General features: G+C 55.0%; 25 protein-coding genes. 8 read left to right on the forward strand and 17 right to left on the reverse strand.

Features of this window, described 5'->3' with window-relative positions; all coding sequences use genetic code 11:
• Positions 1–6: 6 nt before the first annotated feature.
• The 7 genes from BW956_RS00550 to urtA all read right to left on the reverse strand — a co-directional run bounded on the left by BW956_RS00550 (position 7) and on the right by urtA (position 7088).
• On the reverse strand, positions 7–309 hold the full coding sequence (locus BW956_RS00550) for an urease subunit gamma (RefSeq protein WP_010321963.1): 303 nt from the start codon (positions 307–309) through the stop codon (positions 7–9).
• A 48-nt stretch (positions 310–357) separates the two neighbouring features.
• Complete coding sequence (locus BW956_RS00555; protein ID WP_076460020.1) at positions 358–1242, reverse strand: urease accessory protein UreD; 885 nt, start codon at positions 1240–1242, stop codon at positions 358–360.
• A 216-nt stretch (positions 1243–1458) separates the two neighbouring features.
• A complete protein-coding gene (gene urtE, locus BW956_RS00560; protein ID WP_010321961.1) occupies positions 1459–2154 on the reverse strand; it encodes an urea ABC transporter ATP-binding subunit UrtE in 696 nt (231 codons plus the stop codon).
• Positions 2151–2984, reverse strand: coding sequence for an urea ABC transporter ATP-binding protein UrtD (gene urtD, locus BW956_RS00565; RefSeq protein ID WP_010321960.1), 834 nt, complete (start codon positions 2982–2984; stop codon positions 2151–2153). Before urtD ends, urtE begins: the two co-directional genes overlap by 4 nt.
• Positions 2981–4126 (reverse strand): urea ABC transporter permease subunit UrtC, encoded by a 1146-nt coding sequence (gene urtC / locus BW956_RS00570; protein ID WP_076460022.1) that lies wholly within the window; start codon positions 4124–4126, stop codon positions 2981–2983. The genes urtD and urtC overlap by 4 nt, the downstream gene beginning before the upstream one ends.
• On the reverse strand, positions 4123–5736 hold the full coding sequence (urtB, locus tag BW956_RS00575; protein WP_076460024.1) for an urea ABC transporter permease subunit UrtB: 1614 nt from the start codon (positions 5734–5736) through the stop codon (positions 4123–4125). The genes urtC and urtB overlap by 4 nt, the downstream gene beginning before the upstream one ends.
• Positions 5737–5801: 65 nt before the next feature.
• The gene (gene urtA / locus BW956_RS00580) at positions 5802–7088 is read right to left on the reverse strand and encodes an urea ABC transporter substrate-binding protein (protein ID WP_010321957.1); all 1287 of its coding nucleotides are present in this window, start codon (positions 7086–7088) and stop codon (positions 5802–5804) included.
• A gap of 297 nt (positions 7089–7385) precedes the next feature.
• On the opposite strand from urtA, the gene rlmF reads away from it, so the two are divergent.
• A complete protein-coding gene (rlmF, locus tag BW956_RS00585; protein ID WP_076460026.1) occupies positions 7386–8339 on the forward strand; it encodes a 23S rRNA (adenine(1618)-N(6))-methyltransferase RlmF in 954 nt (317 codons plus the stop codon).
• Between the two features lie 32 nt (positions 8340–8371).
• On the opposite strand, the gene BW956_RS00590 is transcribed toward rlmF, so the two are convergent.
• Entirely contained in the window at positions 8372–8884 is a 513-nt protein-coding gene (locus BW956_RS00590) for a M48 metallopeptidase family protein (protein WP_076460028.1), read from the reverse strand.
• Positions 8885–9279: 395 nt separating this feature from the next.
• On the opposite strand from BW956_RS00590, the gene BW956_RS00595 reads away from it, so the two are divergent.
• The 3 genes from BW956_RS00595 to BW956_RS00605 all read left to right on the forward strand — a co-directional run bounded on the left by BW956_RS00595 (position 9280) and on the right by BW956_RS00605 (position 12265).
• Positions 9280–11358, forward strand: a complete 2079-nt coding sequence (locus BW956_RS00595; RefSeq protein WP_076460030.1) for an ATP-binding protein — start codon at positions 9280–9282, stop codon at positions 11356–11358.
• 117 nt (positions 11359–11475) lie between these two features.
• The gene (locus tag BW956_RS00600; RefSeq protein ID WP_076460032.1) at positions 11476–11712 is read left to right on the forward strand and encodes a hypothetical protein; all 237 of its coding nucleotides are present in this window, start codon (positions 11476–11478) and stop codon (positions 11710–11712) included.
• A 130-nt stretch (positions 11713–11842) separates the two neighbouring features.
• Complete coding sequence (locus BW956_RS00605; RefSeq protein WP_217695075.1) at positions 11843–12265, forward strand: hypothetical protein; 423 nt, start codon at positions 11843–11845, stop codon at positions 12263–12265.
• Positions 12266–12419: 154 nt separating this feature from the next.
• Here BW956_RS00605 and BW956_RS00610 read toward each other — a convergent pair whose 3' ends face one another.
• The 3 genes from BW956_RS00610 to BW956_RS00620 all read right to left on the reverse strand — a co-directional run bounded on the left by BW956_RS00610 (position 12420) and on the right by BW956_RS00620 (position 14431).
• On the reverse strand, positions 12420–12629 hold the full coding sequence (locus BW956_RS00610) for a cold-shock protein (protein ID WP_010321946.1): 210 nt from the start codon (positions 12627–12629) through the stop codon (positions 12420–12422).
• A 319-nt stretch (positions 12630–12948) separates the two neighbouring features.
• Complete coding sequence (locus BW956_RS00615) at positions 12949–13212, reverse strand: hypothetical protein (protein WP_076460035.1); 264 nt, start codon at positions 13210–13212, stop codon at positions 12949–12951.
• Positions 13213–13246: 34 nt separating this feature from the next.
• Complete coding sequence (locus BW956_RS00620; protein WP_076460036.1) at positions 13247–14431, reverse strand: YbfB/YjiJ family MFS transporter; 1185 nt, start codon at positions 14429–14431, stop codon at positions 13247–13249.
• Positions 14432–14554: 123 nt separating this feature from the next.
• Between BW956_RS00620 and BW956_RS00625 the strand changes: the two genes are divergently transcribed.
• Entirely contained in the window at positions 14555–15346 is a 792-nt protein-coding gene (locus BW956_RS00625) for an AraC family transcriptional regulator (protein WP_076460038.1), read from the forward strand.
• 54 nt (positions 15347–15400) lie between these two features.
• Here the strand turns inward: BW956_RS00625 and BW956_RS00630 are convergent, their stop codons facing one another.
• Genes BW956_RS00630 through BW956_RS00650 form a run of 5 tightly spaced genes read right to left on the reverse strand, consistent with a single transcriptional unit; the run spans position 15401 to position 21382 of the window.
• Positions 15401–15628, reverse strand: a complete 228-nt coding sequence (locus BW956_RS00630; RefSeq protein WP_076460039.1) for a formate dehydrogenase subunit delta — start codon at positions 15626–15628, stop codon at positions 15401–15403.
• A complete protein-coding gene (fdhD, locus tag BW956_RS00635; RefSeq protein ID WP_076460041.1) occupies positions 15618–16454 on the reverse strand; it encodes a formate dehydrogenase accessory sulfurtransferase FdhD in 837 nt (278 codons plus the stop codon). Before fdhD ends, BW956_RS00630 begins: the two co-directional genes overlap by 11 nt.
• Complete coding sequence (fdhF, locus tag BW956_RS00640; RefSeq protein WP_076460042.1) at positions 16454–19321, reverse strand: formate dehydrogenase subunit alpha; 2868 nt, start codon at positions 19319–19321, stop codon at positions 16454–16456. The genes fdhD and fdhF overlap by 1 nt, the downstream gene beginning before the upstream one ends.
• Position 19322: 1 nt before the next feature.
• Complete coding sequence (locus BW956_RS00645) at positions 19323–20885, reverse strand: formate dehydrogenase beta subunit (RefSeq protein WP_076460044.1); 1563 nt, start codon at positions 20883–20885, stop codon at positions 19323–19325.
• Positions 20885–21382, reverse strand: coding sequence for a formate dehydrogenase subunit gamma (locus tag BW956_RS00650; protein WP_076460045.1), 498 nt, complete (start codon positions 21380–21382; stop codon positions 20885–20887). Before BW956_RS00650 ends, BW956_RS00645 begins: the two co-directional genes overlap by 1 nt.
• Before the next feature lie 115 nt (positions 21383–21497).
• On the opposite strand from BW956_RS00650, the gene BW956_RS00655 reads away from it, so the two are divergent.
• On the forward strand, positions 21498–22574 hold the full coding sequence (locus BW956_RS00655) for a substrate-binding domain-containing protein (RefSeq protein WP_083702879.1): 1077 nt from the start codon (positions 21498–21500) through the stop codon (positions 22572–22574).
• Positions 22575–22582: 8 nt separating this feature from the next.
• Here the strand turns inward: BW956_RS00655 and mobA are convergent, their stop codons facing one another.
• Positions 22583–23203 (reverse strand): molybdenum cofactor guanylyltransferase MobA, encoded by a 621-nt coding sequence (gene mobA, locus BW956_RS00660; RefSeq protein ID WP_175611944.1) that lies wholly within the window; start codon positions 23201–23203, stop codon positions 22583–22585.
• 298 nt (positions 23204–23501) lie between these two features.
• Between mobA and moaA the strand changes: the two genes are divergently transcribed.
• Together moaA and moaB are read left to right on the forward strand one after the other, a co-directional pair.
• On the forward strand, positions 23502–24488 hold the full coding sequence (gene moaA / locus BW956_RS00665; protein ID WP_076460049.1) for a GTP 3',8-cyclase MoaA: 987 nt from the start codon (positions 23502–23504) through the stop codon (positions 24486–24488).
• 25 nt (positions 24489–24513) lie between these two features.
• A complete protein-coding gene (gene moaB / locus BW956_RS00670; protein WP_029510952.1) occupies positions 24514–25059 on the forward strand; it encodes a molybdenum cofactor biosynthesis protein B in 546 nt (181 codons plus the stop codon).
• Positions 25060–25063 lie beyond the last annotated feature (4 nt).

Raw genomic sequence — 25063 nt, forward strand, 5'->3', positions numbered from 1 at the left:
TCCTCCTCACACAATCGGCTGATGAACGGTGACCAGCTTGGTACCGTCAGGGAAAGTCGCTTCAACCTGCACTTCATCGACCATCTCCGGCACCCCTTCCATCACCTGGTCGGCACTGAGCAGGGTCTTGCCATAGCCCATCAGGTCCGCCACGGTGCGACCGTCGCGAGCACCCTCCATGATCTCCATGGTGATATAGGCCACCGCTTCCGGGTAATTCAGTTTGAGGCCACGGTTCAGGCGGCGCTCTGCAAGCAGGGCCGCAGTAAAGATCAGTAGCTTGTCTTTCTCTCTTGGCAGCAGTTCCATTAATCTCTCCTCAGGATTTCAGGTACCCAAAGCACCTGCCCATTCAAATCAGGTAGCCCAGATTCGCGGCGCGCAGGCATCACGCCCCAGCAGTTCCGGCCGAATCAATTGCCAGCACTGCTCCAGAAACAAACGTGTCCGCTCGGAGCACTCTCCCAGCGTTCGTATCAGCAGGAATTCGCCACTCAGGCTCACGCCGGCCAGAAAATCCAATGCATCAGCACATTCGCGCAGCGGTTCCAGCAGGGGTTCCGCCTGCTCCTGTGCAAAGGGGCCGGCCACCATCAACCCGGTCACCGGCTTGTTCTGAAGACCGGCCCTGGCGGTCAATACCGACTGGCTGCGCTCATCCAGCAACAGCTGTTCACGCAACAACAGGCGGCCTTCCTGACGGATTTGCAGACGCTGCTGCAGCTCACCCTCACCAAAGCCTTTGCCCTGCGCCGGCAATCCCAGACTGGTCACTTCCCAGCCGATAAAACGGGCATCTGCGGCCAGCTCAACATCAAGATCCAGGCGGGTCCGGGCATTGGGATAGAGGATGGTTTCCAGCGGCAGCCACTCCATGGAGCTACCCTCACCCACTTCCAGCCGGACGCGCTGATGCTGCAGTGTGCGGTCCGGACGGGCACGATAGACGCGGCCCGCGCCGGGCGTGGTGATCAATGCGGCTGTTTCAGGCGCCAGCCGGGCTTCAATTTCCAGCAGATCGCCAGACACCATGCCGCCGGGCGGGTGTAACAGGTAGATATGCGCCAGATCCGGCCCTTCCGGATAAAAGGGCTTTTGCAGGTGCAGAGGCCCGAAACGCTCGGCACTGGCAACACGACTGCCGCGCGGCGTACGTTTGATGCCCAGCGACAGGCGGGCATGCCAACGGGAAGGCTCGTGTTGGGCACTGGCAGGCAGGCTGTCAGGCACGGACATATTCATGCGGTAGCAACACCCTTGATTGTTCATTTTTGAGTCACACATTCGCACCATTTGCGTGCAAACCTGATGACCCGACACCTAATTGCGCACCATGTAAGTGCGCATCATGATCGAGAAGTTGTTTTCCCTATCCTTATGCACCAATGTGGCAAAAAGCATGCCCATTTTGGTGCTGACACAAAAAAGCCGCGGATTTCGCCGCGGCTTTTGCCTGTCTCAGACCGCCAGATACTGGCGAATCAGGTCATCATTGAGGTTGTCCATGCGATCTGCCGCGACGATGCGGCCCTTCTCCATCAGCCGGAACTCCTTGCCGACACGGCGAGCAAAACCAAGCTTCTGTTCTACCAGAATCACGGTCAGCCCCTCCTCTTCATTGAGCTTGAGGATGACATCGCCAATCTGCTTGACGATGTTGGGCTGGATACCTTCGTTGGGCTCATCCAGGATCAGCACTTTAGGGTCCAGCACCAGTGCACGACCAATCGCCAGCTGCTGTTGCTGACCACCGGAAAGGTCACCGCCACGGCGGTGCATCATGTCGCCCAGTACCGGGAACAGCTCGAAGATCTTCTCGGGGATCTCCTTCGCCTTGTCCTTGCGGATCGGCAGACCGATGCGAAGGTTTTCCTCGACCGTGAGCAGCGGAAAGATGTCACGCCCCTGAGGGACATAACCGATGCCGGCCTTGGCACGATACTCCGCCGGGCGGGTATGCAGCGGCTGTCCCTGCATCTGGATCTGACCGCTCTCCACCGGCAGCAACCCCATCAGGCACTTCAGCAAGGTGGTTTTGCCAACACCGTTGCGCCCCATGATGCAGGTACAGGAGCCCTCTTCGATCTCCAGATCCAGGTCCCATAGAATGCGGGTGCCACCGTAGAGCTGGTTAACATTTTGAATGGAGATCATGCTTCTTCCCCCAGATACACTTCGATCACGTCACGGTTGTTCTGCACCTGCTCCATGGTGCCTTCCGCCAACACACTGCCCTGATGCAGCACCGTTACGGTGCGTGCAATGCTGCGGACAAACTCCATGTCATGCTCAACGACAACCACGGTATGGTCACCGGCCAGCGAGGTGAGCAGCTCAGCGGTTTTTTCGGTTTCTTCCGCCGTCATGCCGGCAACAGGCTCATCCACCAGCAGCAGACGCGGCTCAGCCACCAGCAACATGCCAATTTCCAGCCACTGTTTCTGGCCGTGGGACAAGGCACCGGCCAGCATGAAGCGGTGCTCCTTGAGGCCGATAATCTCCAACACACGGTCGATGTGATCGATTTCAGTGGGTGACAGACGCGCCATCAGCGTTTGCCAGATGCCCTTCGCGGTTTTCAGCGACATTTCCAGGTTGTCGAACACGGTATGCGCTTCAAACACCGTGGGCTTCTGGAACTTGCGGCCAATGCCCAGCTGGGCAATTTCCGGTTCCGACTTTTCCAGCAAGTTGATGGTCTGGCCGAAATAGACACTGCCTTCGTCACACTGGGTCTTGCCGGTAATCACGTCCATCATGGTGGTCTTGCCGGCACCGTTGGCACCGATCAAACAGCGCAACTCACCATCATTGATGTAGAGGTTAAGGTCATTGAGCGCCTTGAAGCCGTCGAAGCTGACACTGACCCCTTCCACATAGAGCAGCACGTTTTTGGATACGTCGACCGGCGCTGCCGGCGGCACCAGGAACGGCCATACACGGTCCGGGCGCATGAGTTCGCGAGCATTATCGATTGCGGTCATGAGTGCGCCTCCTGCTGTGCGGCTTTTCCTGCTTTACGTTCACGGCTTGCGGCCAGCTGACCACTGAGCCCGACCAGGCCTTTGGGCAGATACAGGGTGACCAGTACAAAGAGTGCACCCAGCGCAAACAGCCAGCCTTCCGGCATGATTGCGGTAAAGCGGGTCTTGGCGTAGTTGACCAGCAGCGCACCGATGACGGCACCATAGAGGGTTCCACGACCACCCACGGCGACCCAGACCACCACTTCGATGGAGTTCAGCGGCGAGAACTCGCCCGGGTTGATGATGCCCACCTGAGGTACGTAGAGCGCACCGGCCATGGCGGCAATCAGGGCGGAGAAGACGAACAGCCATACCTTATACAGGTCGGTACGGTAGCCAAGGAAACGCGCACGGGCTTCGCCGTCACGAATCGCCACAATCAACTTGCCCATGCGGGACTTGAGGATCAGATGGCTGAGGATATACACCACGCCCAGCATCAGTGCAGTGGTCGCAAAGAGCGCCACTCGGGTGGTGTCGGACTGCAGATCAAAGCCGAGGATATCCTTGAAGTCGGTCAGACCGTTGTTGCCGCCAAAGCCCATTTCATTGCGGAAGAAGGCCAGCATCAGCGCGTAGGTCAGCGCCTGGGTCATGATCGACAGGTAAACACCGGTGACACGGGAGCGGAACGCCAGCCAGCCGAACACGAAGGCCAGCAGCCCCGGTACCGCCAGTGCCATCAGCATGGCGAACCAGAACTGATCCATGCCCATCCAGTACCAGGGCAGGCTGTCCCAGTTGAGGAATACCATGAAGTCGGGCAGGTCCGGGTTGCCGTAAACGCCTCGATCACCGATCTGGCGCATCAGGTACATGCCCATGCCGTAGCCGCCCAGGGCGAAGAAGGCACCATGGCCCAGGCTGAGGATACCGCAGTAGCCCCAGATCACATCCACCGCCAGCGCCAGCATCGCATAGGAGAGATACTTGCCCAGCAGGGTAATGGTGTAGGTGCTGACATGAAGCGGTGAGCTTTCCGGCAGCATCAGGTTGGCCATTGAGGCCAGGGTGGTGACCAGGAACAGTACGGTTACGAACGGCAGTACCCGATGACCGGGGGTACGACCGGCGGCAAATAGCTGAGTCAGCCAGTTCATTCAGCCGCCCTCCCTTTCTGCGGGAAGAGTCCTTTGGGACGCTTCTGGATAAACAGGATGATGAAGACCAGAACCAGGATGCTGGCAAGCACCGCACCGGTGACCGGCTCCAGGAACTTGTTGGCAATACCGAGCGAGAAGGCTGCAACCAGGGTACCCCAGAGGTTACCCACGCCACCAAACACCACCACCATGAAGGAGTCGATGATGTAGGACTGGCCCAGATTCGGCCCCACGTTGGTCAGCTGGCTCAGTGCTACCCCGGCGATACCGGCGATACCGGAGCCAAGGCCAAAGGTCAGCGCATCCACGCGACCGGTGGGAATACCCATGGATTTGGCCATATCACGGTTCTGCGACACAGCACGCACGTTAAGACCCAGCGAGCTTTTCTTCAGCAGCAACATCAGCGCGAAGAACACCAGCAGTGCAAAGGCCAGGATGTAGAGACGGTTCAGCGTCAACGACAGCACCGGGTTGATCTCCCAGGCACCGGACATCCACTCGGGTGAGGCCACCTGACGGTTCAGCGGTGAGAACACGGTACGCACCAGCTGCTGCAGCACCAGACTGACACCAAAGGTCGCCAGCAGGGTTTCCAGCGGACGGCCATGCAGGTGACGAATCACCAGACGCTCCAGCAGTACACCAGCCATGCCGGATACAACAAAGGCCGCCGGAATGGCCACCCACAGCGAGTATTCGATATGGTTGGGCATCAGCAGCTGTACCACATAGGTGGTGTAGGCACCCAGCATGATCATTTCGCCATGAGCCATATTGATCACGCCCATCACGCCGAAGGTGATGGCCAGACCGATGGCGGCAAGCAGCAGCACCGAGCCCAGGCTCAGGCCAAAGAAAAGCTGGTCGATAAAGGCGTAGAACTCGACTTTCTGTTCAATTCCCACCAGCGCTTTCTGCGCCGCTTGCTGCACCTGGGGTGAAGGGTCGTTGTCAGCAATACGGTTCAGCGCGTTGCGCACGTCACCTTCCAGGCTGCCTTCCAGCTGTGCGATCGCTTCGATGCGATCAGACGCTTCAGCGGCTGATTCCAGGCGGTAAAGCGCCAGCGCCATGTCCATGACATCTTTCACGTTACCCGCGCTTTCATTCAGGCGCGCTTCGCGAATGGACGCCAGGGTGTTTTCATCCAGGTCAGACAACAACGAACGCACCGCGCTTTCTCGCACGGCGGCGCTTTCCGAACCCAGCTGCAAACGCGCAATGGCATCACGCAGATGCCCGCGCAGACGGTTGTTGACGCGGATTTTCTTGATGTCACGACTGGATAGCGGCTCGATTTCGCTGCCGCTGAGCATGTCGATAAAGGTTTCCTGACCGGCCTCTTCGCTGACCGCGATGACCTGTCGAGAGGATTTGATGTAGTAGAGATCGCCTTCCAGCATGTAGCTGAACAGCGGTTGCAGGGCTTCACCACCCTCGGCTTCCAGTGCATCAAGGACCGGAATCGCCTTGCTCAGGCTGGATTCGGTCAACTCCTGCAGCAGGGGTTCAAGCTCGGACGGGAGAGGCTTCTCGGCGGCCGTTGCCGACAGCGACAACATCAGGCCGAGGCAGTAACAGCAGATCGCCAGTAATCGTTTCACGGTGAGACTCCAGAGAAAAGAGAAGGCGGCCCCGCCGTGACAGGGCCGCAAGGGAAACGCTCAAATCAGTTGGCTTGGCCGCCGCAGGATTTGGTTTCCACGTTGTAGTTGCCGCACTTGACCGGAGCGGTCCAGTCAGCAAGCAGGTCCTTGGAACCTGGCAGGAAGTCGGACCAGGCATCACCGGCGACGACGCCATCGGTTTCCCAAACCACCTCAAACTGACCATCATCCTGGATCTCGCCGATCAGTACCGGCTTGCTCAGGTGGTGGTTCTTGTTCATGACGGCAGTGCCACCGGTCAGGTTCGGTACTTCCTGGCCGATCATCGCCTGCTCGACTTCATCAACATCGGTCGTACCGGCATCGGTCACCGCCTGAGCCCACATGTTGAAGCCGATATAGGTGGCTTCCATCGGGTCATTGGTCACGCGGTTTTCATCACCGGTGAAGGCATGCCATTTCTGGATAAATTCGCTGTTGAGGTCAGTATCCACGCTCTGGAAGTAGTTCCAGGCGGCCATGTGGCCGACCAGCGGGCCGGTGTCGATACCGGACAGCTCTTCCTCACCCACGGAGAAGGCCACCACCGGGATGTCTTCAGAGGAAACGCCCTGGTTACCCAGCTCCTTGTAGAAAGGCACGTTGGCATCACCATTGATGGTGGAGACCACCGCGGTTTTCTTGCCTTCGCCACCAAATTTCTTGATGTCAGACACGATGGACTGCCAGTCTGAGTGACCAAACGGGGTGTAGTTGATCATGATGTCTTCGGCAGCCACCCCTTTGTCTTTCAGGTAGGCTTCGAGGATCTTGTTGGTGGTACGCGGATACACGTAGTCAGTGCCCGCCAGTACCCAACGCTCCACTTCAAGCTCGTTCATCAGGTAATCCACGGCCGGGATTGCCTGCTGGTTGGGTGCCGCACCGGTGTAGAAAACGTTTTTGGAGGACTCTTCGCCTTCATACTGGACCGGGTAGAACATCAGGCCGTTCAACTCTTCCAGTACCGGCAGTACGGATTTGCGAGATACAGAAGTCCAGCAGCCGAAGATCACGTCGACTTCTTCCTGAGTCAGCAGCTCACGGGTCTTCTCGGCAAACAGCGGCCAGTTGGATGCCGGGTCAACAACGACCGGCTCCAGCTGTTTGCCCAGCAGACCGCCCTTCTTGTTCTGTTCTTCGATCATCATCAGCACGGTGTCTTTCAGCGTGGTTTCGCTGATCGCCATGGTGCCGGACAGCGAGTGCAGCACACCAACCTTGATGGTATCGGCAGCCAGAACGCTGAATGAGAGAGTGGATGCGCCTACAGCCATGGCAACGCCGGCAGCCAGTGATTTGATCTTCATTGCAGTACCCCCTTCGGTTCCAAGTCGCTCAGTGCGGGTGGAACCCTCGTTATCGATCGGGCCTCAGTCGTGCCCAGGAAAACAACTCAATGCCTGATCGATTATTCAGAAGGGGGGTAAATCGAGGTATGCGCGTAATGACGCAGAGGTATACGTCAAATGACGTAGTGTACGGTTTACAGGGGATGCAACACCGCAGGCAGAGGCCCTGTATACCCGGCTTATGGACCAGCGCTATAATCACGGCCTCACTCGATACCACTCACCGATTGAAGCCTGAACTTCGGATATACTGCCGTGCGCCCACGTCGTCCTACAAAAAAAAGCCCTGCCCAATCTGATCGCAAAGGCCTGCACCCAAGAAATCTGCACAAGCACGGCTATGACTTTCCCGCGCTGCTCAAAAGCTCCCCCCCGCTGGCCCAATATGTCAGCAAGAATGCGTACGGCAACCTGTCTATCGACTTCGCCGACCCGCTGGCGGTGAAAGCCCTGAATGCCGCGCTGTTAAAGCTGCATTACAGCATTGATGACTGGGATATTCCCGAAGGCGCGTTGTGCCCGCCCATTCCCGGACGAGCCGACTACATCCATTACATTGCAGACCTGCTTGGGCTTGGCGCGCCTGATGCCAATCAAGCTGATACTTCGCCCGGCATCACCCTGCTGGACATCGGCACGGGCGCCAATGGCATCTACCCGCTACTCGCCTGCCAGCTATACGGCTGGCAGTGCGTGGGCTCTGATATCAACCCACAATCACTGGACAACGTCGCCGCGATTATCGCCAAAAATCCCGGTCTACAAGAGCGCTTCACCCTGCGTACGCAGCACGACAAGCATCACATCTTTGAGGGGATTATTCAGCCCGGCGAGTTTTTTGATGTGAGCGTGTGCAACCCGCCCTTCCATGCCTCCCAGGAAGAAGCACTCAAAGGCACGCGGCGTAAACTCAACAACCTGGCACGTAACCGCGGTGATAAAACGGCCACTTCGGCCAGGCTGAACTTCGGCGGCCAGGCAGCGGAACTCTGGTGCAAGGGCGGCGAACAGGCTTTCCTTAAAAAAATTATTAAAGAAAGCCTCGCCTTTTCAACACAATGCCGCTGGTTTACCAGCCTGGTATCGAAAGCCGAAAACCTGAAGCCTGCCACCAAGCTGATCCGCAAACTTGGCGCCGTTGAAGTGCGGGAAATCGAGATGAAACAGGGTAATAAAATCACCCGCATACTGGCATGGACGTTTATCTGACTGATCCTGTACGCGCCGCCATCCCTTAAATTTCACCAGAGATCGCCAAAGCGATCGCGATGACACAGGTACAGGCGCAATTCAAACTCCAGCTGATGGTAGTCCGGCTCCATATGGCAGCAGAGTTTATAGAACGCCTTGCCATGCTCTTTTTCCCTCAGGTGCGCCAGCTCATGCACAAGGATCATACGCAGAAAGGGCTCGGGCACCTTGCGAAACAGGGATGACACCCGGATCTCGTTTTTGGACTTCAGCTTCTTGCCCTGTACCCGCGAAGCATAGGTATGCAGGCCCAGCGCATTATTGATGATGTGAATCTTGTCGTCGTAGATCACCTTGCTGATCGGCGATGAACTGCGCATATATTCATTCTTGATCGCCTGGGCATAGTCATACAACGCACGCTCAGAACCAAGACCATGCGCCTGCGGGTACTTCCTCAACAGCCAATCGCCAGAACGCTGGTTGTCCAGCAGCGCCTGCACCTGTTGCTGAACGTCCGGGCTGTAGCCGCCGAGATATTTGGATACCATGGGTTTACTCATTCAATACTCAGACACGCAAACGCTCACACTCAGCGGATGACACAGAGATCAATCGTGAGCCGCATAAGCGCCCCCTGTTGGAAAGGGTTATTGACAGGCATTTTACCTGTGTGGCCGGCAAACGGAACAAGGGGCTGTACTCACTAGGGACTGGCAACAGGCTCAAAAATCGTTCACTATCAGGAACACTATGGATCGGCCGCTGCAGGATACTGCACACGGCAAAGCTGCAAAACGCGCAAGCTCGTTTTCACCGGAAGAGAATGGCTGTGATATCTCGACTTATCCTTTCTCTTCTTATGCTTACATCAGCTCTTAGCCTTTGGCTTGGAGCAAAAGCACGCATGCGCAGTATTAAAAATGTTAAAAATTTTCGGATCTAAGGAGAAATAGTATTGGGACAGGTAAGAGCGGAAGTTAATGATGGTTTGCTTTTCGACCACCCCGAACATAGAGATTTCTTAATTCCTTTCTTAAATGGATTTTTTGTTACATGGGGACGCCGGCGAAGAGAGTATAATACGGAGCTGTTCGTCTATTTCCTTTCTCCTGAGGATCACTTCAAAGAGTCATATGGATTTGAAAATGAGGTTCTATTGGTCTATGCCCCGTATGATCGTATGGAGCCTAGAACCTTTCAGGCGGTGGAACAAATTCTTGCAACATCGCCAGCCAAAGGAAGGGTAGAAACCCTAAGCTATTTTCTTGTTACCGACGCCGAAGATATAGAGGAATGGATGGATTCGTATATATCTTCGCGGCAAGAATCACGGGTAGTTATCCCGTTTTACAAAGAATTGTTGGTTCACGCAAAGCAAAGCGGTGACGATTGGTTTGTAAGGAACTCCCTCGACAAACATTTCTTTGGAAGAGATCTTTTTAATTATTCATTGCCTCTTATAGACGATGCCTACTTTTTTGGCCGTCAAAGCCTATTAATGGATTATTATGACTCAATAAAACAAAGTGAAAACCGGGCTATTTTTGGGTTAAGAAAAACTGGTAAGACCTCATTTTTATATAAGCTAAAAAGGCTATGTGAGAGTGAAAGATCAGCTATTGTATTTTACTATGACTGCAAGGTTCCACATATACGAAAGTCAAAATGGAATGAGTTGTTGTGCGATATAGCCAATGACATTGCCAAAAAATATGGAATAACGATTAAAGGCGAGTACAGTGAGCGTAGCGCATCAAAGGATTTTGAAGAATTAGTTAGAAACATCTATGAGGACGGAGAAAAAATCGTCTTAATGCTTGACGAGATAGAGTATGTATCATTTGTCTCGCCGAAAAACAGGCATTGGGCTGATGACTACATAGACTTCTGGCAAACAATGTGGTCCTGTCAGAGTCAATTCAAGTGCATTTCATTTATACTTGCTGGCGTAAATCCAACTGTAGTAGAGAAAGATTCTGTTGATGGTGTACAAAACCCATTATTTGGCATCGTTCCTCATAAATATTTGACAGGACTTAGTCAAGACGAAGTCAAAGTAATGCTCAAAAAACTCGGGAAACGTATGGGCATGAGGTTTGACTCCGGTGCATGCAATGAAATTTCAAAGTGGTATGGCGGACATCCTCTATTAACCAGACAAGCTTGTAGCAGTCTTAACTCATTTCTGTCGGAGGAAAACAGTAAGCCGCTGGAAATATCTAAGGAAGTTTTCTTAAGATACAAGCCGCAAGTTGATCGGGAGTTGGTGTTTTACAGTGACCATGCAATTTCCGAAATCCGTCAATTTTATCCTGATGAATACTTCTTGTTTGAACTTCTTTCTATAGGCCAAGAATTAGAGTTCAAGGAGCTTTCGCAGGAGTCAGCGGAGATAAAGCATCTGTTGGGGTATCAGCTTATTAAGCGATGCAGAACAGGCTATGAGGTTAATATACCTGTTATCGCAAGTCGGGTTGCTCTTGAGTCAAAAAGGAAAAGTGATAGGGAACTTATATATCCAATTGTGGAAAGTAGTAATAGGGAAAGTTGGCTGAAGAGAAGGGTGCAAGAAATCTGTTCGGAGATAAGGCTTCTAGAGAAGCTTATAAAAAGGAACGGAAAGCCACTACTATTTGGTGCGAATTCCTTTCCTGAAGCGGAGCAGTTGCAGAATATAGAAGTTTCTTATAATGAATCTCAGTTCTCGTTCTTTATAAATGTCCTAAATAGATGCTTTGTTGAATCTATCGAACATTATGGAAAGGACAAGGGGGACTCATCTTACTTCTGGGGTGCTATCAAACATGAGTATCAGTTTTTATGGTCGTCTTTGAGAAGAATAAAGGTTTATCGAAATGAAAGAGATCATTTACATTTGAATGATAATGTGTCCTCTCAGCTTTTCGAATTCCTAGAAGAAGATTTGGAAGGAAAACGGTTTTCTCAAGTTTCCGAGGCATATTTTGTCCTTCAACAGCGGGTTCTAGATAGATTTTTACTGTCAATACTTCGGGAGATTGATCGTTTCAACTGAGTGATTTTTAAAGACAGAAATACAACTTCTGAATTACTTGTCTATGTTTAAATGATCATTGGCTTTCATAAATTTCGTTATAGCCTTGTCCTTATTATTAAATAAAAGGAATATATGATGAGACCGGTTGATCAAAGTTTTACCTTTTCATGGCGCTCTGAAATTGAAAAAGCAATTAACGCTGAATCCTCAATTCCTTCGGATGCAAAACAGGCAATTAAGGATTTTATTATTGAGAAACTAGATGATATAAAGAGCTTTTCTGAGAACCTTCTAGACTTTCCAGTAACCGATATAGTTGAAACGTATTGGCCAGTAGTGGTTGAAATTATAAAAGGTTTGGGAATCAGCTAATCAGCAGTTGGCCGCCCCTCTCAGAAATTGGGGTCAGAGTAACATTTCCCCTAATTGGCTCTTATCGGTCGCACCTATACTGGCGCTCCGGTGCGCCGCAAAGTCATGGTGTTAAATATCCGAGGAAATCATGTACTACCAAATTGAGCCAGAAGTTGCAGGAGGATGGGGGGAAGGTACGCAAGCAAACACGACTATTCATCCCCCAGAGGTTAAAAAGCTCGTCTATGAATTTGAAGGGTGGTCTGGTGACTCGATAGTGACTTCGTTTCCATGCTATCTAATTACCGAGGAGCTGGCTCAATCTCTTACGCAAACGAAACTGTCAGGGTATAAATTAGCGCGCTGCGAAGTCACGAAATCTGAAGTTTTCAATGAGCTATACCCAAACATAACTCTCCCGTTATTCCTGTGGCTTAAAGTTGTCGGTGAGTCAGGGATAGATGATTTTGGGATAGGTAATGATCTAAGATTGGTCGTTTCGGATGTTGCACTATCAGTTTTAAAAGAACATTCGTTACATGAATGCGAAATTGAAGAAGTCGAATTTTAATAAAAATGTTAGTGTTTCCTTTGGACTAACACCATATAAAAAGCCTATTCAAAATCAACCCTCTGTCCGAGAGGATTTCCTCAAATCAAGCCTTATTAAAGGCACAAAAAACGGGCCACTAGGGCCCGTTTTTATCGCTTACTGAACTCGAGGTTCAGATCGCGGAGATGTTTTCAGCCTGAGGGCCTTTCTGGCCCTGAGTAACAGTGAACTGAACTTCCTGGCCTTCAGTCAGGTTTTTAAATCCGGAGCCAGTAATCGCACTGAAATGGGCGAAAACATCCGGACCACCGCCCTTCTGCTCGATGAAGCCAAAGCCTTTAGTTTCGTTGAACCATTTAACGGTGCCAGTAGTAGTAGACATAATAATATTCTCGTTCAAAAATTGTTTGAACGCTTCAGCCAAAATACTGAAGCTGTTCGATTAATGCTTTAAATAATACAAGTACTTATGAAAAAAGAACGAGGAACATACTGTTTAGGCAGGACATCGAAAATGTGCATAAATGCAGGTCTTACTCTCAAGCAAAATCATCGTACGCTTATTTTCGTCCCGGTGACAGCTTTATTTAACTTATTTTAAAATAATACCGGAATAATAAATAAAACGCCGCCTTTTCAACATGTTAGACGTCCTGTCAAGAAGGCCTCCTTGTGCAGCTTCACATCCGAAGGCATGCCTACTACAGGGTTTCCAACGCATCCGGATAGTGCTGCTCAAGCAACTCGTTAACAACCGCCAGGTTTTGACCGAGCATTTTAAGCCCAAGCAGGCGTGTTCGACTGAACTTGGCGTCCTTGGGTACGAGGCGCAGAATATAGGCCGTGCGTTTACCTTGGTGCACATTCTCGGACTTGTGAAAGAAGGCATTGCAGAAAAGCAGCGCATCACCGGCACCGAGTGAAGGCGTTACTTTCGTCCGCTTCAGGTAGTCGGATCCCTGCAAATAAGGATGCTGGACTTGCACTCGCCCTCTACCTTTAAGCGATGGCCTGAGAACCGGCGGCTTCCTGACGCTGCACATGCCAGGCCCCTATCAACAGAACACAACCAGTGCTGATCACTCCGAGCGTTATCAGCAGGCCACTGAAATAGTGCCCCTGAGACTCAGCAAGATAACCGACGACCATGGGGGCCAGCATCTGGGCGATACCATAGCCGAAGGTCAGCCGCCCCATGGGTCGGGACGGATTCTCCGGGTACAAGCGCCCCACCATGGCCAGGGTCATACTGACGATACCGATAAAACTGGCCCCGTATATCACTGCACTCAGCAGCACACCCGCCAGGCCGTCCATCAGCAACAGCAGCAGTACGCTCAACGCATTCAACAGGTAAGCCAGCAGCAGCGCCAGCCAGTCGCCCTGCCGTCTGACCATAAGATCCCACAACCAGCACCCCTGTGCAGCCGCAAGGCCCGCGACCAGCCAGATCATCCATCCCTGCCCGATCAGCAGCGGTGAGGCCTCAGCGATGGCCACCAGAAACGTCGCCGTCACTACATAACCAACACCGGCGCAGAAATAGGCCAGCTGTAGTAACAGCATAAACAGGCTCAGGGACGAAGAACCCTGTGCCTTGGGCACAGCAGAAGGCACTGAGAGCCGATAATCCGGGCTCCAGCGCCATATAGGAAGGAGCAGCACACAGGCAGCCCCCGCATACAGGACCCACTGCTGATCCCAACTGAAGCGGGATCTGATCAGCTCCGCCAGAATTGCGGTCAGTACAATGCCAATCCCCAGGCCCGAAAAGAAAATACCCAGCTCGGGCTTGTGCCCCTGCCGTAGCAGCCAGCTCATCAACAGCCCTGCGCCAATAAGTACGCCAGCTGAACTGCATAGCCCCGACACAAACCTCAGCAGATACCAGACCCAGGTCTGCTCGGTATAGCCCATCAACCCCGTTGTCAGTACAGCCCCCAGTAACCCCAGTTGGTAAAGCCGAATTTTCAACCCTGATGCCTGCAGGAAAGAGATCAACAATGCGCCACTCAGGTACCCCGCATAGTTGGCCGTTGCCAGCAGTCCAGCCAGGGTATTATTCATCCCGGCGCCAGCCATCATTTCCGGAATCATGGGTGTGTAGGCAAAACGCGCAATGCCCACCGTGATCACCACCGCTGAAACACTGGCAATCAGTACACGCACCTTCTCAGTCAGCATTGTTCATCCTCCCCCTTAGCCTGACAGATACCAGACTAGGGTGTTAGCTGACCAAGTTCTGTATATATAATGACAATATATATATGAAAGACGACAAGCATTCACGACACCCCAGGCCCGCTTATGCAAGACGCTGTCGCCACACTCTCCCCGCCTCAGATGCACGCCTTACCGCGACAGGTTTTTGTGCGCCAGCAAGAGATGCCCCCAAGGCACCTGTTTGCCTCACATACACACCCCTGGCATCAATTGCTCTATGCAACCTCAGGCACGCTGGTGGCCAGCCTGAAAGATCAGCGCCTGTTTGTACCCTCTGGCTCTGCCGTCTGGCTTCCGGCAGGCGTAGAACACAGTACCTATACGGAGTTCGGTGCCGAGCTCAAAAGCCTCTACATCGACAGCGCATTTGATACCTTGGAAAACAGACGCCCACTGGTGCTATCGGTTTCACCCTTGATGCGCGAGCTGATTCTGACCGCAGCCAACTTTGACAGCGAATACCCAGTGCACGGATATGAAAACGATCTGGTTCAGGTATTGCTGCAAACACTGGAGCGGCTGCCACAGCGAGGTCACACACTGCCCTGGCCCAGCGAGCCGAGGCTGGCCAACCTCTGTACCGAGCTCTTTGCCAACCCGTCTCACCGGCCGGTACTGAGTGAGGCCGCCCAGACACTGGCCATGTCAGCACGTACCCTGGAACGGCATTTCCGGCAGCAAACCGGCATAACGCTCCAGGCCTGGTATTCACGCATGCGTTTGATGAAAGCGATAGAGATGCTGAGCACGCCCATGAGCGTGACTCAAATAGCGCTGGAACTGGGCTACAGTGCGCCCGCGCCTTTCATTCAGATGTTTCGGGAAAAGATGGGAGTCAGCCCCAACCAATACCGTTCCAGAGGTCCGCTTGGCTGAGGCATTGATAACAAGAGTTGAGTCAGGAGTGGCACACCTTCACGGGATGCCTGATTAACCCGCAATACCGCACAGACGTTGGCCTGCCAAACGGGCCGCATCATGCAGATCATCACAGCCATGCTGAATCAGCTCATGCAGCTGTTCCTTCATGCGGCGCGACCAGAATTTCTGCACATGCCCTTCAATCACCTGGGCGACGGTATGTTGATCACCGACGCTGGCGTTATTGATGGCGATGTGATTCAGCATTTTGATCAGGGAAGCTTTCTCATGCGACATGGCTGTTCTCTTTATTCTTAAGGGGGTGGGGATCGGTTTCAGTGTAGATCACATGGCGACCGGGGCGGGCAAAGCCCACCAACTGCATACCGGCCTTGTTGGCCTGCTCGATCGCCAATGCGGTGGGCGCCGAGACGGCAACCAGTGCCCCCAGATTGGCGGCAGCACACTTATGTACCATCTCGAAACTGGCGCGGCTGGTAATCAGCACAAAAACATCTACTTGCTGAAGGGCAGATTCGGCATCGGCGATGGCGCCGATCAGCTTATCCAGGGCGTTATGACGGCCCACGTCTTCACGCACAAGCAACACGTCACCCCTAGCATCACAGAGGGCCGCACCATGCACCGCCCCCGTGCTGACCTGCAGCGGCTGATGCAGTCGCAGTTGTGTGAGTGCATGCTCTATGGCCTTGGCTGAGGGCATGGGCGCCGGAACAACTTTTTGCGGCGTCCCTATGGCCTGCGCCAGTGATTCCGCACCACAAAGACCGCAGCCGGTCCGTCCTGCCAGGTTGCGACGACGGTGCTTGAGGCTTTCAAAACGCTCGGTTGCCAGCTCTATCTGAACTTCCAGCCCCAGTGGGTGCTGAACGACATCCATGCCATACACCTGTTGCGGCCGCTCGATAATGCCTTCGCTCAGGCTGAAGCCCAGCGCGAAGTCCTCAAGATTATCGGGCGTCGCCATCATCACCACATGGGACAGACCGTTATAGACCAGCGCGACGGCCACTTCGTCCGCCACCTGGTCTTCGGCAGGTTCAAGCCCTGCACCCTGACGGCGCAGCACTTGAACCTGCTGTTCTCCCTTCAGCCCGGCCATCAGGACACTTCCGTGCGTGCCTCGCGCAGGAAACCCTGCTGACGATGGTGGTTGTCGTGGAAGTTCTTCTGCCACTCGGACGGCTGTGTCACCTTCTCCACCTGTACCGCCGTCACCTTGTACTCGGGGCAGTTGGTTGCCCAATCCGAGTTATCGGTAGTGATGACATTGGCGCCACTGTGCGGATGGTGGAAGGTGGTGTACACCACACCCGGCTGCATGCGCTCGCTGATTCGCGCGCGCAGCACGGTATGACCGGCACGACTGCTGATACCCAACCAGTCACCATCATTAATGCCGCGTTCCTCGGCATCATGCGGATGCACTTCCAGCACATCTTCGTTGTGCCAGACCTGGTTCTCGGTACGGCGAGTCTGGGCACCTACGTTGTACTGACTGAGGATACGGCCAGTGGTCAGCAACAGCGGGAAGCGACGGTTGGCGCGCTCGGTGGTCGGTACAAACTCGGTGATGGCAAACTTGGCCTTGCCAATCGGGAAGTCGTCAACGTGCATGATGGGCGAGCCTTCCGGATGCACATCATTACAGGGCCACTGCAGGCTGCCGTACTGCTCCAGCTTGTCGTAGTTCACACCAGCAAAGCTCGGCGTCAGACTGGCGATCTCGTCCATGATTTCAGACGGATGGCTGTAGTTCATCGGGTAACCCAGAGCGTTGGACAGCTCCTGCGTCACTTCCCAGTCTTCCTTGCCTGCCAGTGCCGGCATCACTTTGCGTACGCGGTTGATACGACGCTCGGCGTTGGTAAAGGTGCCGTTCTTCTCAAGGAAGGTGGAGCCCGGCAGCAGGACATGGGCGAACTTGGCGGTTTCGTTAAGGAAGATATCCTGCACGATCAGGCAGTCCAGCGAGCGCAAGGCCTGCTCAACATGCTGGGTGTTGGGGTCTGACTGGGCAATATCCTCACCCTGCACATACATGGCGCGGAAGGCACCGGCGATGGCTGCATCGAACATGTTGGGAATGCGCAGACCCGGTTCCGGATCGATCTCGACACCCCAGGCCGCTTCGAAGTGGCCACGGGCAACGGAATCGGATACATGCTGGTAGCCCGGCAGTTCATGGGGGAAAGACCCCATGTCACAGGAGCCCTGGACATTGTTCTGACCACGCAACGGGTTAACACCCACGCCTTCACGGCCGATGTTACCGGTCGCCAGCGCCAGGTTGGCGATGCCCATCACGGTGGTAGAGCCCTGACTGTGCTCGGTCACACCCAGGCCGTAATAGATCGCCGCGTTGGGTGCCTTGGCAAAGGCACGCGCCGCTGCACGGACCTTATCGCCCGGCACGCCGGTGATCTCTTCCACGTTTTCCGGTGCATGGCGCTCATCAGCAATAAAATCGCGCCATTGATTGTAGCCGTCGGTATCACAGCGGCTGGCAATAAAGTCGCTGTCTTCCAGACCTTCGTTGATCACCACGTGCGCCAGTGCATTGACCATGGCCACGTTAGAGCCCGGACGCAACGGCAAATGCATGGAGTCATTCAGGTGTGGTGTATCCAGCAGATCGATGTGACGCGGGTCCGCCACGAGCAGGCTGGCACCTTCACGCAGACGACGGCGCAGCAGTGAGCCGAACACCGGGTGCGCATCCGTGGGGTTGGCACCAATCACCAGCACACAGTCGGCCTTCAAAACGGAGTCAAAGGTCTGGGTACCGGCAGACTCGCCCAGCGTTTGTTTCAGGCCATAACCGGTCGGGCTGTGGCAGACTCGGGCACAGGTATCGGTGTTGTTGTTACCGAAGGCGGTACGGATCAGCTTCTGCACCAGATAAGCTTCTTCATTGGTGCAGCGTGAGGACGTGATACCACCGACACTTTCACGGCCATGCTCGGCCTGAATCGCTTTCAAACGACCGGCAGCGAAACCGATCGCTCCTTCCCAACTCACTTCACGCCAGGGCTGATCGATGCTGTCACGAATCATCGGCGCACGGATACGATCCTTGTGCGTGGCGTAACCGAAGGCAAAACGGCCTTTGACACAAGAGTGACCATGGTTCGCTTCACCACCCTTATAAGGCAGCATACGTACCAGTTTATCGCCTTTCATCTCGGCCTCGAACGAGCAACCCACACCACAGTAGGCACAGGTGGTCACCACCGAGTGTTCCGGCTGTCCCATCTCGATGACGGAGTTTTCCGTCAGAGTAGCGGTCGGGCATGCCTGCACACAGGCACCACAGGAGACACATTCGGAGTCGAGGAAGTTCTCATCCTGACCGGCCGCGACGCGGGAATCGAAGCCACGACCATCAATCGTCAGGGCAAAGGTACCCTGGACTTCGGAGCAGGCGCGGACGCAGCGGGAGCAGACGATGCACTTGCTGGGGTCATAGGTGAAATAGGGGTTGGACGTATCCTTCTCCGCCTGCAGATGGTTCTCGCCATCAAAGCCATAACGGACTTCGCGCAGCCCCACGGCACCGGCCATATCCTGCAATTCGCAGTTGCCGTTGGTCGGGCAGGTCAGGCAGTCCAGCGGATGGTCGGAGATGTAGAGCTCCATGATATTGCGGCGCAGCTTGGCCAGCTTGTCGGTCTGGGTAGAGACCTTCATGCCCTCTTCCACCGGCGTGGTGCAGGAGGCCGGCATGCCGCGACGGCCTTCGATCTGAACCGCACAGAGGCGGCAGGACCCAAAGGCCTCCAGGTTATCGCTCGCACAGAGCTTGGGAATGTTGATGTCGGCCAGGGCCGCCGCACGCATGACGGAGGTGCCTTCAGGGACACGGATTTCGACGCCATCGACTTCCAGCGTGATCTGCTTTTCACTCAGGGATGCCGGCGTGCCGTAGTCACGGCTATAGTCCAGCTTGGGATCAAAATGCTGCAACATATCAGGCCACCTCCATCTCGGTTTTGGCGGGTTGAGCGAAATCTTCACCAAAGTGCTTCATGGCACTTTGCACCGGGAACGGCGTCATGCCGCCCATGGCACAGAGCGAACCATCCACCATGGTTTCACAAAGATCACTCAACAATTCCAGATTAGCCTCTCTGTTCTCACCTGCACGAATACGGTCGATCACTTCGACACCGCGCGTGGAACCGATACGACAGGGGGTGCACTTGCCACAGGATTCAGCGACACAGAACTCCATGGAGAAGCGGGCCTGCTCACTCATGTCGACGCTATCGTCAAACATCACCACACCGCCATGGCCCAGTACGGCACCTTCACCGGCAAAGGCTTCATAATCCAGCGCGGTATCCCACTGGCTTTCCGGCAGATAAGCCCCCAACGGGCCACCCACCTGAACCGCCCGCAGCGGTCGGCCATTGCGCGTACCGCCACCAAAATCAAACATCAGCTCACGCAGGCTGGGGCCAAAGGCCAGTTCAACCAGACCGCCCTGCTTCACGTTGCCGGCCAGCTGGAACGGCAGCGTGCCACGGGAACGTCCCATGCCACAGTAGGCATAGGCCTGAGCGCCCTGGTCGAGAATGAAAGGTACCGCCGCCAACGAGAGCACGTTGTTGACCACGGTGGGCTTGCCGAACAGACCAACAATCGCAGGCAGCGGCGGTTTGGCACGCACCAGACCGCGTTTGCCTTCAAGACTTTCCAGCAGGGAGGTTTCTTCACCGCAGATGTAGGCACCCGCGCCCATGCGCACTTCCAGATCAAAACGACGCCCGCTGCCCAGAATATTCTCGCCCAGCAGGTTGTTGTCATAGGCGGTAGCAATGGCATTGTTCAGCGTCTCAAACGCCAGCGGATATTCGGAGCGCAGGTAGATGTAACCCTGGGTTGCCCCAACCCCGAGACCGGAGATGGTCATACCTTCAATCAGCATGAAGGGATCACACTCCATCACCAGACGGTCAGCGAAGGTGCCGGAGTCACCCTCGTCAGCATTGCAGACGATGTATTTCTGCTCGGCAGGCGCATCCAGCACGGTCTGCCATTTGATACCGGTCGGGAAGGCAGCACCACCACGGCCACGCAGGCCGGAGGCTTTGACTTCATCGATAATGCCCTGAGCGCTCATTTCCAGCGCTTTGGCCAGCCCCTGATAACCGGAATGGGCGCGGTAATCGTCCAGCGAAAGCGGATCAATGACACCGGCACGGGAGAAGGTCAGGCGCTGCTGACGCTTGAGGTAGGGAATTTCTTCAACCAGCCCCAGTGCCAACGGATGTTCCTGTTTGCCCTGCCAGAATTCGGCATCGAACAGGGTATCCAGATCTTTCGACTTGACCGGGCCAAAGCCGATACGTCCCTCAGCGGTGTCCACCTCGATCAGGGGCTCCAGCCAGTAGAGGCCGCGCGTACCGTTACGCACGATTTCGATATCGACACCGCGCTCGGCAGCGACTACTGCCATCTGCATGGCCAGACGGTCGGCGCCCAGTGACTTGGCGGTGGTGTCGGACGGAATATAAATTCGGGTGCTCATCACTTCAGCTCCAGTTGTTCAGTCTTGAGGTCATCGATCAACTCATCGAATGACTCAGGGGTGACGAACGCGTGGATGTCATCGCCGACACGCACTGAAGGGCCGCAGGCACAGTTGCCAAGGCAATACACCGGCTCAAGGGTTACGGTGCGGTCATCGCTGGTTTGGGCGTAATCGATGCCCAACGCTGACTTGGCATGAGCCTCCAGCGCACGTGCACCCTGGGCCTGGCAGGCTTCTGCCCGGCAGATTTCCACCACATGGCGCCCCGGTTGCTCGGTGCGGAAGTGATGGTAGAAACTGATCACACCATGCACTTCGGCACGGGTGGTTTGCAGCGCACGTGCGATCAACGCCACTGCATCTGAATGGATATGGCCGAAGCGATCCTGCAACGCATGCAGAATCGGCAAAAGTGCGCCCGGTTTGGTTTTCAGTTCATCGATGATCGCGCTTGCGATCTCCGGGTGCCAGGGTGTGGTGCCGGTAGTGCTCATGGTCTGACCTCCTTGCCGTCAGCATATGAAGTAAAGTTCATATCTGAATGGAGTATTGCTCTTATTATCCGGGCCAAACTACCATTAGGCATCCAACTACAAAATATGAAAAAAAGTGCCTATTCATAAAATCAACATCGTCCCGACCTGGTCTTTCCGCGATGACAGCGGCCGCGAGCTGGATCCTCAGCTGTTTTCACTGCTGCGCCATATCGAAACGGATGGCAAGCTGACCACCGCCGCCAAAGCCGTGGGAATTTCCTACCGCCACGCCTGGAACCAGCTCAACAAGTGGGCTGATTTCTTCGGCACCCCGTTGGCAGAGTTGCAAAAAGGCCGGGGCGCCCGGTTAACGGAGCTGGGTGCCAAGCTGGTGTGGGCAGAAAAACGTGTGATCGCCAGGCTGGAACCCCAGCTGGATAACATCACCTCGGACCTGAACCTTGAGCTGTCACGTCTGCTGGAAGGCACCCGACCACGCCTGCGCCTTCAGGCCAGCCATGGCTATGCGGTGGAACTCTTGCCCCGCTTTGCCCAGGCGTTCGAGCTGGACCTGCAGTACCGCAACGCGCGCGAAGCTCTGGCATCGCTGGGCCGCGAACAATGTGACCTGGCCGGTTTTCACCTGCCGGTCAGCATGCTCAGTGAGGAGATGAAATCCCTGCCCACACGCCTGCTGAAGCCCCGCGCCCACCGCATTATCCGCTTTATCATTCGCCAGCAGGGGTTGATGATCGCCGCCGGCAACCCGCTCGGGATTGAGGGGCTGGCAGACCTGTGTCGCGAGGATATCCGGTTTATCAACCGCGAGAAGGACTCAGGCACCCGCCTGCTGCTGGATGAGATGCTCCAGCGCAGCGGTCGCGGCAGCAGCGATGTCCTGCCCAGTGCCGGCACCGAGTTTACCCACTCGGCCATTGCTGCCCATGTGGCCGCGGGGATGGCCGATGTGGGCTTTGGCGTTCAGGCGGCTGCGGCACAGTTCGGGCTGGACTTTATTCCGCTGGCCAAGGAGCAATACCTGATGGCCTGCCATCAGCGTACGCTGGAGCAGCCGGCCTGCCAGCTTCTGCTGCAACAGCTGCGAGGTGATGCCTTCCGTGAAGCCGTTTCCGGGCTACCGGGCTATGATGCTCGCCTGAGTGGCGAGGTGCTGGCACCGGATGAACTCTTTGCCGAGATGGAAAATTAACAGGGCGCTCAGAGCCGTCTCGCTGCCGCCTGCACCAGCTCTTCGTGGCTGTTCAGATTGGCAAAAGCGGCGGTTTGGTCACCGAAGTCGGCTTTGGCAACATCCAACGGTGATAGCCAGCCCTTGATACTGCGAATATCACCGACAAGGGCTTCGGCAACGCCGGATTGCAGGTCCTTGTGCACCAGACAGCTGAGCCACTGCATGCGTTCGCCATCATGAGCTACGGCAATCCCGTCACGGCTGCTGCTTACCGCCTCTACAAGACGCTCAGCCAGATCCGCCGGAATCCAGGGGGTATCACAGGCACTGAACAACACCCAATCTGTGGAAGCAGAGTTCAACCCCGTCAGGATACCCGCCAGGGGACCTTCAAACCCTTCAACCAGATCAGACACCACCTCGAAACCCAGTTCGGAATAGGCCTGAATCGAGCGGTTGGCATTGAGTAACAACGGCCCGACCTGAGGCGCCAGCCGGTCGCGCACATGCACGGCCAAGGGCTTGCCCTGCAGTGATACCAGGCCCTTGTCCTGCCCTCCCATTCTCAAGCCTCGGCCACCGGCCAGAATAACGCCGGTCATCTGTTCACGGCCCGGCCCTGCTGTTTGCATTCCCTGTTGCTTCACCGTCTTCTCCTGTTTTTTTACCCGCATCCCGGTTGACCAAACCCTCTCGAAAGCCCGAAAACTGGTGCCTCTGGCTCGTTTTACAGCAGGTTAAACGCGACATGATTGATACCGAGTTTGATCATCAAATCCTGACCTCAGGTTCAGATTACGCTGGACTTCAAACCGGAACCTCGGCACAGTGCGCAAATGTCTCACCCGAGTGAGGCAAGGAAAATACCGCTTATTCCGGGAATCAACCAGCGGATTTTCGGTCCATTGGTAACCAACGAAATAACTATAAACCGGGGAGATTACGATGCCCTCCCAGCTTGTCGACGGTTTTGGTCGACGCATCAATTACGTGCGCCTGTCAGTCACCGACCGCTGCGATTTTCGTTGCGTCTACTGCATGGCTGAAAACATGCAGTTTCTGCCCCACAGCCAGGTCCTGACGCTGGAAGAGATCCACGACGTGGCCGCAGCGTTTACTGAACTGGGCGTGGAACGCATCCGACTCACCGGTGGCGAGCCCCTGGTGCGACGCAATGTACTGAGTCTGATTGAGCGGCTTGGACAGCTTCCGGCAGAATTGAGCCTGACGACTAACGGCTCCCAACTGCACAAAATGGCAGGCGATCTTGCAGCCTTTGGCGTCGATCGTCTGAATATAAGCCTGGACTCACTACAGCAGGATCGCTTCCGCGAACTCACCCGAACCGACCGTTTGCAGCAGGTGCTGGATGGTATTGAAGCGGCACGCTCAGCCGGTTTTAAACGCATTAAACTGAACACGGTGGTGCTGAAAGGACGCAATGATGATGAGGTTATTGACCTGATTGAATTTGCCCGCCGCTCAGAGCTGGATATCAGTTTTATCGAGGAGATGCCGCTGGGCCAGATTACCGAACATGGCCGCGCGGAAAGCTTCTGCTCCAGTGATGAACTGCGTGAGCGCATCAGCGATCATTTTGAACTCAGCCCCTCAACCGAGCGCACCGGTGGCCCCTCGCGCTATTACCGCCTTGCCGACAGCCAAACCCGAGTCGGCTTTATATCACCGCACAGTCATAACTTCTGCGGTGACTGCAACCGTGTCCGTGTAACCGTTGAAGGCCGCTTACTGCTGTGCCTGGGCAACGAGCACTCGGTCGACCTGCGCGAGGTCATTCGCACCTATCCGGATGATCCCGAGCGTTTGCAGCAGGCTATTATCGACTCCATGGCAATCAAGCCCGAGAAACACGAATTCAACCTTGAAGAAGAACCGCAAATTCTGCGCTTCATGAATATGACCGGTGGTTAACACCGCCATTCTGCAGGAACTCAATATGTCACATACCCCCGAAAAAGCCTTTGTCCCTCTTAATATTGCCGTTCTTACAGTTTCCGATACGCGCACCCCCGAAACGGACACCTCCGGCGACACTCTGGTGGAACGCCTGACCGAAGCCGGCCACACACTGGCAGATCGGGATATCGTCCGTGACGATATCTATGCACTGCGCGCCCGTGTGTCTCAATGGATTGCCGATGTTGATACCCAGGTCGTTATTCTGACCGGCGGCACCGGCTTTTCCCATCGCGACTCCACCCCTGAAGCCATTGCACCGCTGCTGGACAAGCAGATCGAAGGCTTTGGCGAGCTGTTCCGCCAGATTTCCTATGAGGAAATTGGCACTTCCACTATCCAGTCCCGCGCACTGGGCGGCCTGGCGAACGGCACCCTGATTTTCTGCTTGCCCGGCTCAACCGGCGCCTGCCGTACCGGCTGGGACCGCATCATCAAGGAGCAGCTGGATGCGCGTCATCGCCCCTGTAATTTTGTTGGTACGCTGCAGCGTGCACTGGAAGTACGTCAGGCAGAACAGGGATAAGCAC

The organism is Marinobacterium stanieri (assembly GCF_900155945.1).
In the GTDB taxonomy this organism is placed as follows: Bacteria; Pseudomonadota; Gammaproteobacteria; order Pseudomonadales; family Balneatricaceae; genus Marinobacterium; species Marinobacterium stanieri.

Coding starts and splice junctions, on each gene's coding strand:
- fdhF (WP_076460042.1), bottom strand. CDS start 19,321: ATGTTGCAGCATTTTGATCCCAAGCTGGACTATAGCCGTGACTACGGC.
- urtE (WP_010321961.1), bottom strand. CDS start 2,154: ATGATCTCCATTCAAAATGTTAACCAGCTCTACGGTGGCACCCGCATT.
- fdhD (WP_076460041.1), bottom strand. CDS start 16,454: ATGGCCGGGCTGAAGGGAGAACAGCAGGTTCAAGTGCTGCGCCGTCAG.
- BW956_RS00605 (WP_217695075.1), top strand. CDS start 11,843: ATGTACTACCAAATTGAGCCAGAAGTTGCAGGAGGATGGGGGGAAGGT.
- BW956_RS00625 (WP_076460038.1), top strand. CDS start 14,555: ATGCAAGACGCTGTCGCCACACTCTCCCCGCCTCAGATGCACGCCTTA.
- moaB (WP_029510952.1), top strand. CDS start 24,514: ATGTCACATACCCCCGAAAAAGCCTTTGTCCCTCTTAATATTGCCGTT.
- urtC (WP_076460022.1), bottom strand. CDS start 4,126: ATGAACTGGCTGACTCAGCTATTTGCCGCCGGTCGTACCCCCGGTCAT.
- BW956_RS00600 (WP_076460032.1), top strand. CDS start 11,476: ATGAGACCGGTTGATCAAAGTTTTACCTTTTCATGGCGCTCTGAAATT.
- BW956_RS00650 (WP_076460045.1), bottom strand. CDS start 21,382: ATGAGCACTACCGGCACCACACCCTGGCACCCGGAGATCGCAAGCGCG.
- BW956_RS00555 (WP_076460020.1), bottom strand. CDS start 1,242: ATGAATATGTCCGTGCCTGACAGCCTGCCTGCCAGTGCCCAACACGAG.
- moaA (WP_076460049.1), top strand. CDS start 23,502: ATGCCCTCCCAGCTTGTCGACGGTTTTGGTCGACGCATCAATTACGTG.
- BW956_RS00550 (WP_010321963.1), bottom strand. CDS start 309: ATGGAACTGCTGCCAAGAGAGAAAGACAAGCTACTGATCTTTACTGCG.
- BW956_RS00630 (WP_076460039.1), bottom strand. CDS start 15,628: ATGTCGCATGAGAAAGCTTCCCTGATCAAAATGCTGAATCACATCGCC.
- BW956_RS00645 (WP_076460044.1), bottom strand. CDS start 20,885: ATGAGCACCCGAATTTATATTCCGTCCGACACCACCGCCAAGTCACTG.
- urtA (WP_010321957.1), bottom strand. CDS start 7,088: ATGAAGATCAAATCACTGGCTGCCGGCGTTGCCATGGCTGTAGGCGCA.
- BW956_RS00620 (WP_076460036.1), bottom strand. CDS start 14,431: ATGCTGACTGAGAAGGTGCGTGTACTGATTGCCAGTGTTTCAGCGGTG.
- BW956_RS00590 (WP_076460028.1), bottom strand. CDS start 8,884: ATGAGTAAACCCATGGTATCCAAATATCTCGGCGGCTACAGCCCGGAC.
- BW956_RS00610 (WP_010321946.1), bottom strand. CDS start 12,629: ATGTCTACTACTACTGGCACCGTTAAATGGTTCAACGAAACTAAAGGC.
- urtD (WP_010321960.1), bottom strand. CDS start 2,984: ATGACCGCAATCGATAATGCTCGCGAACTCATGCGCCCGGACCGTGTA.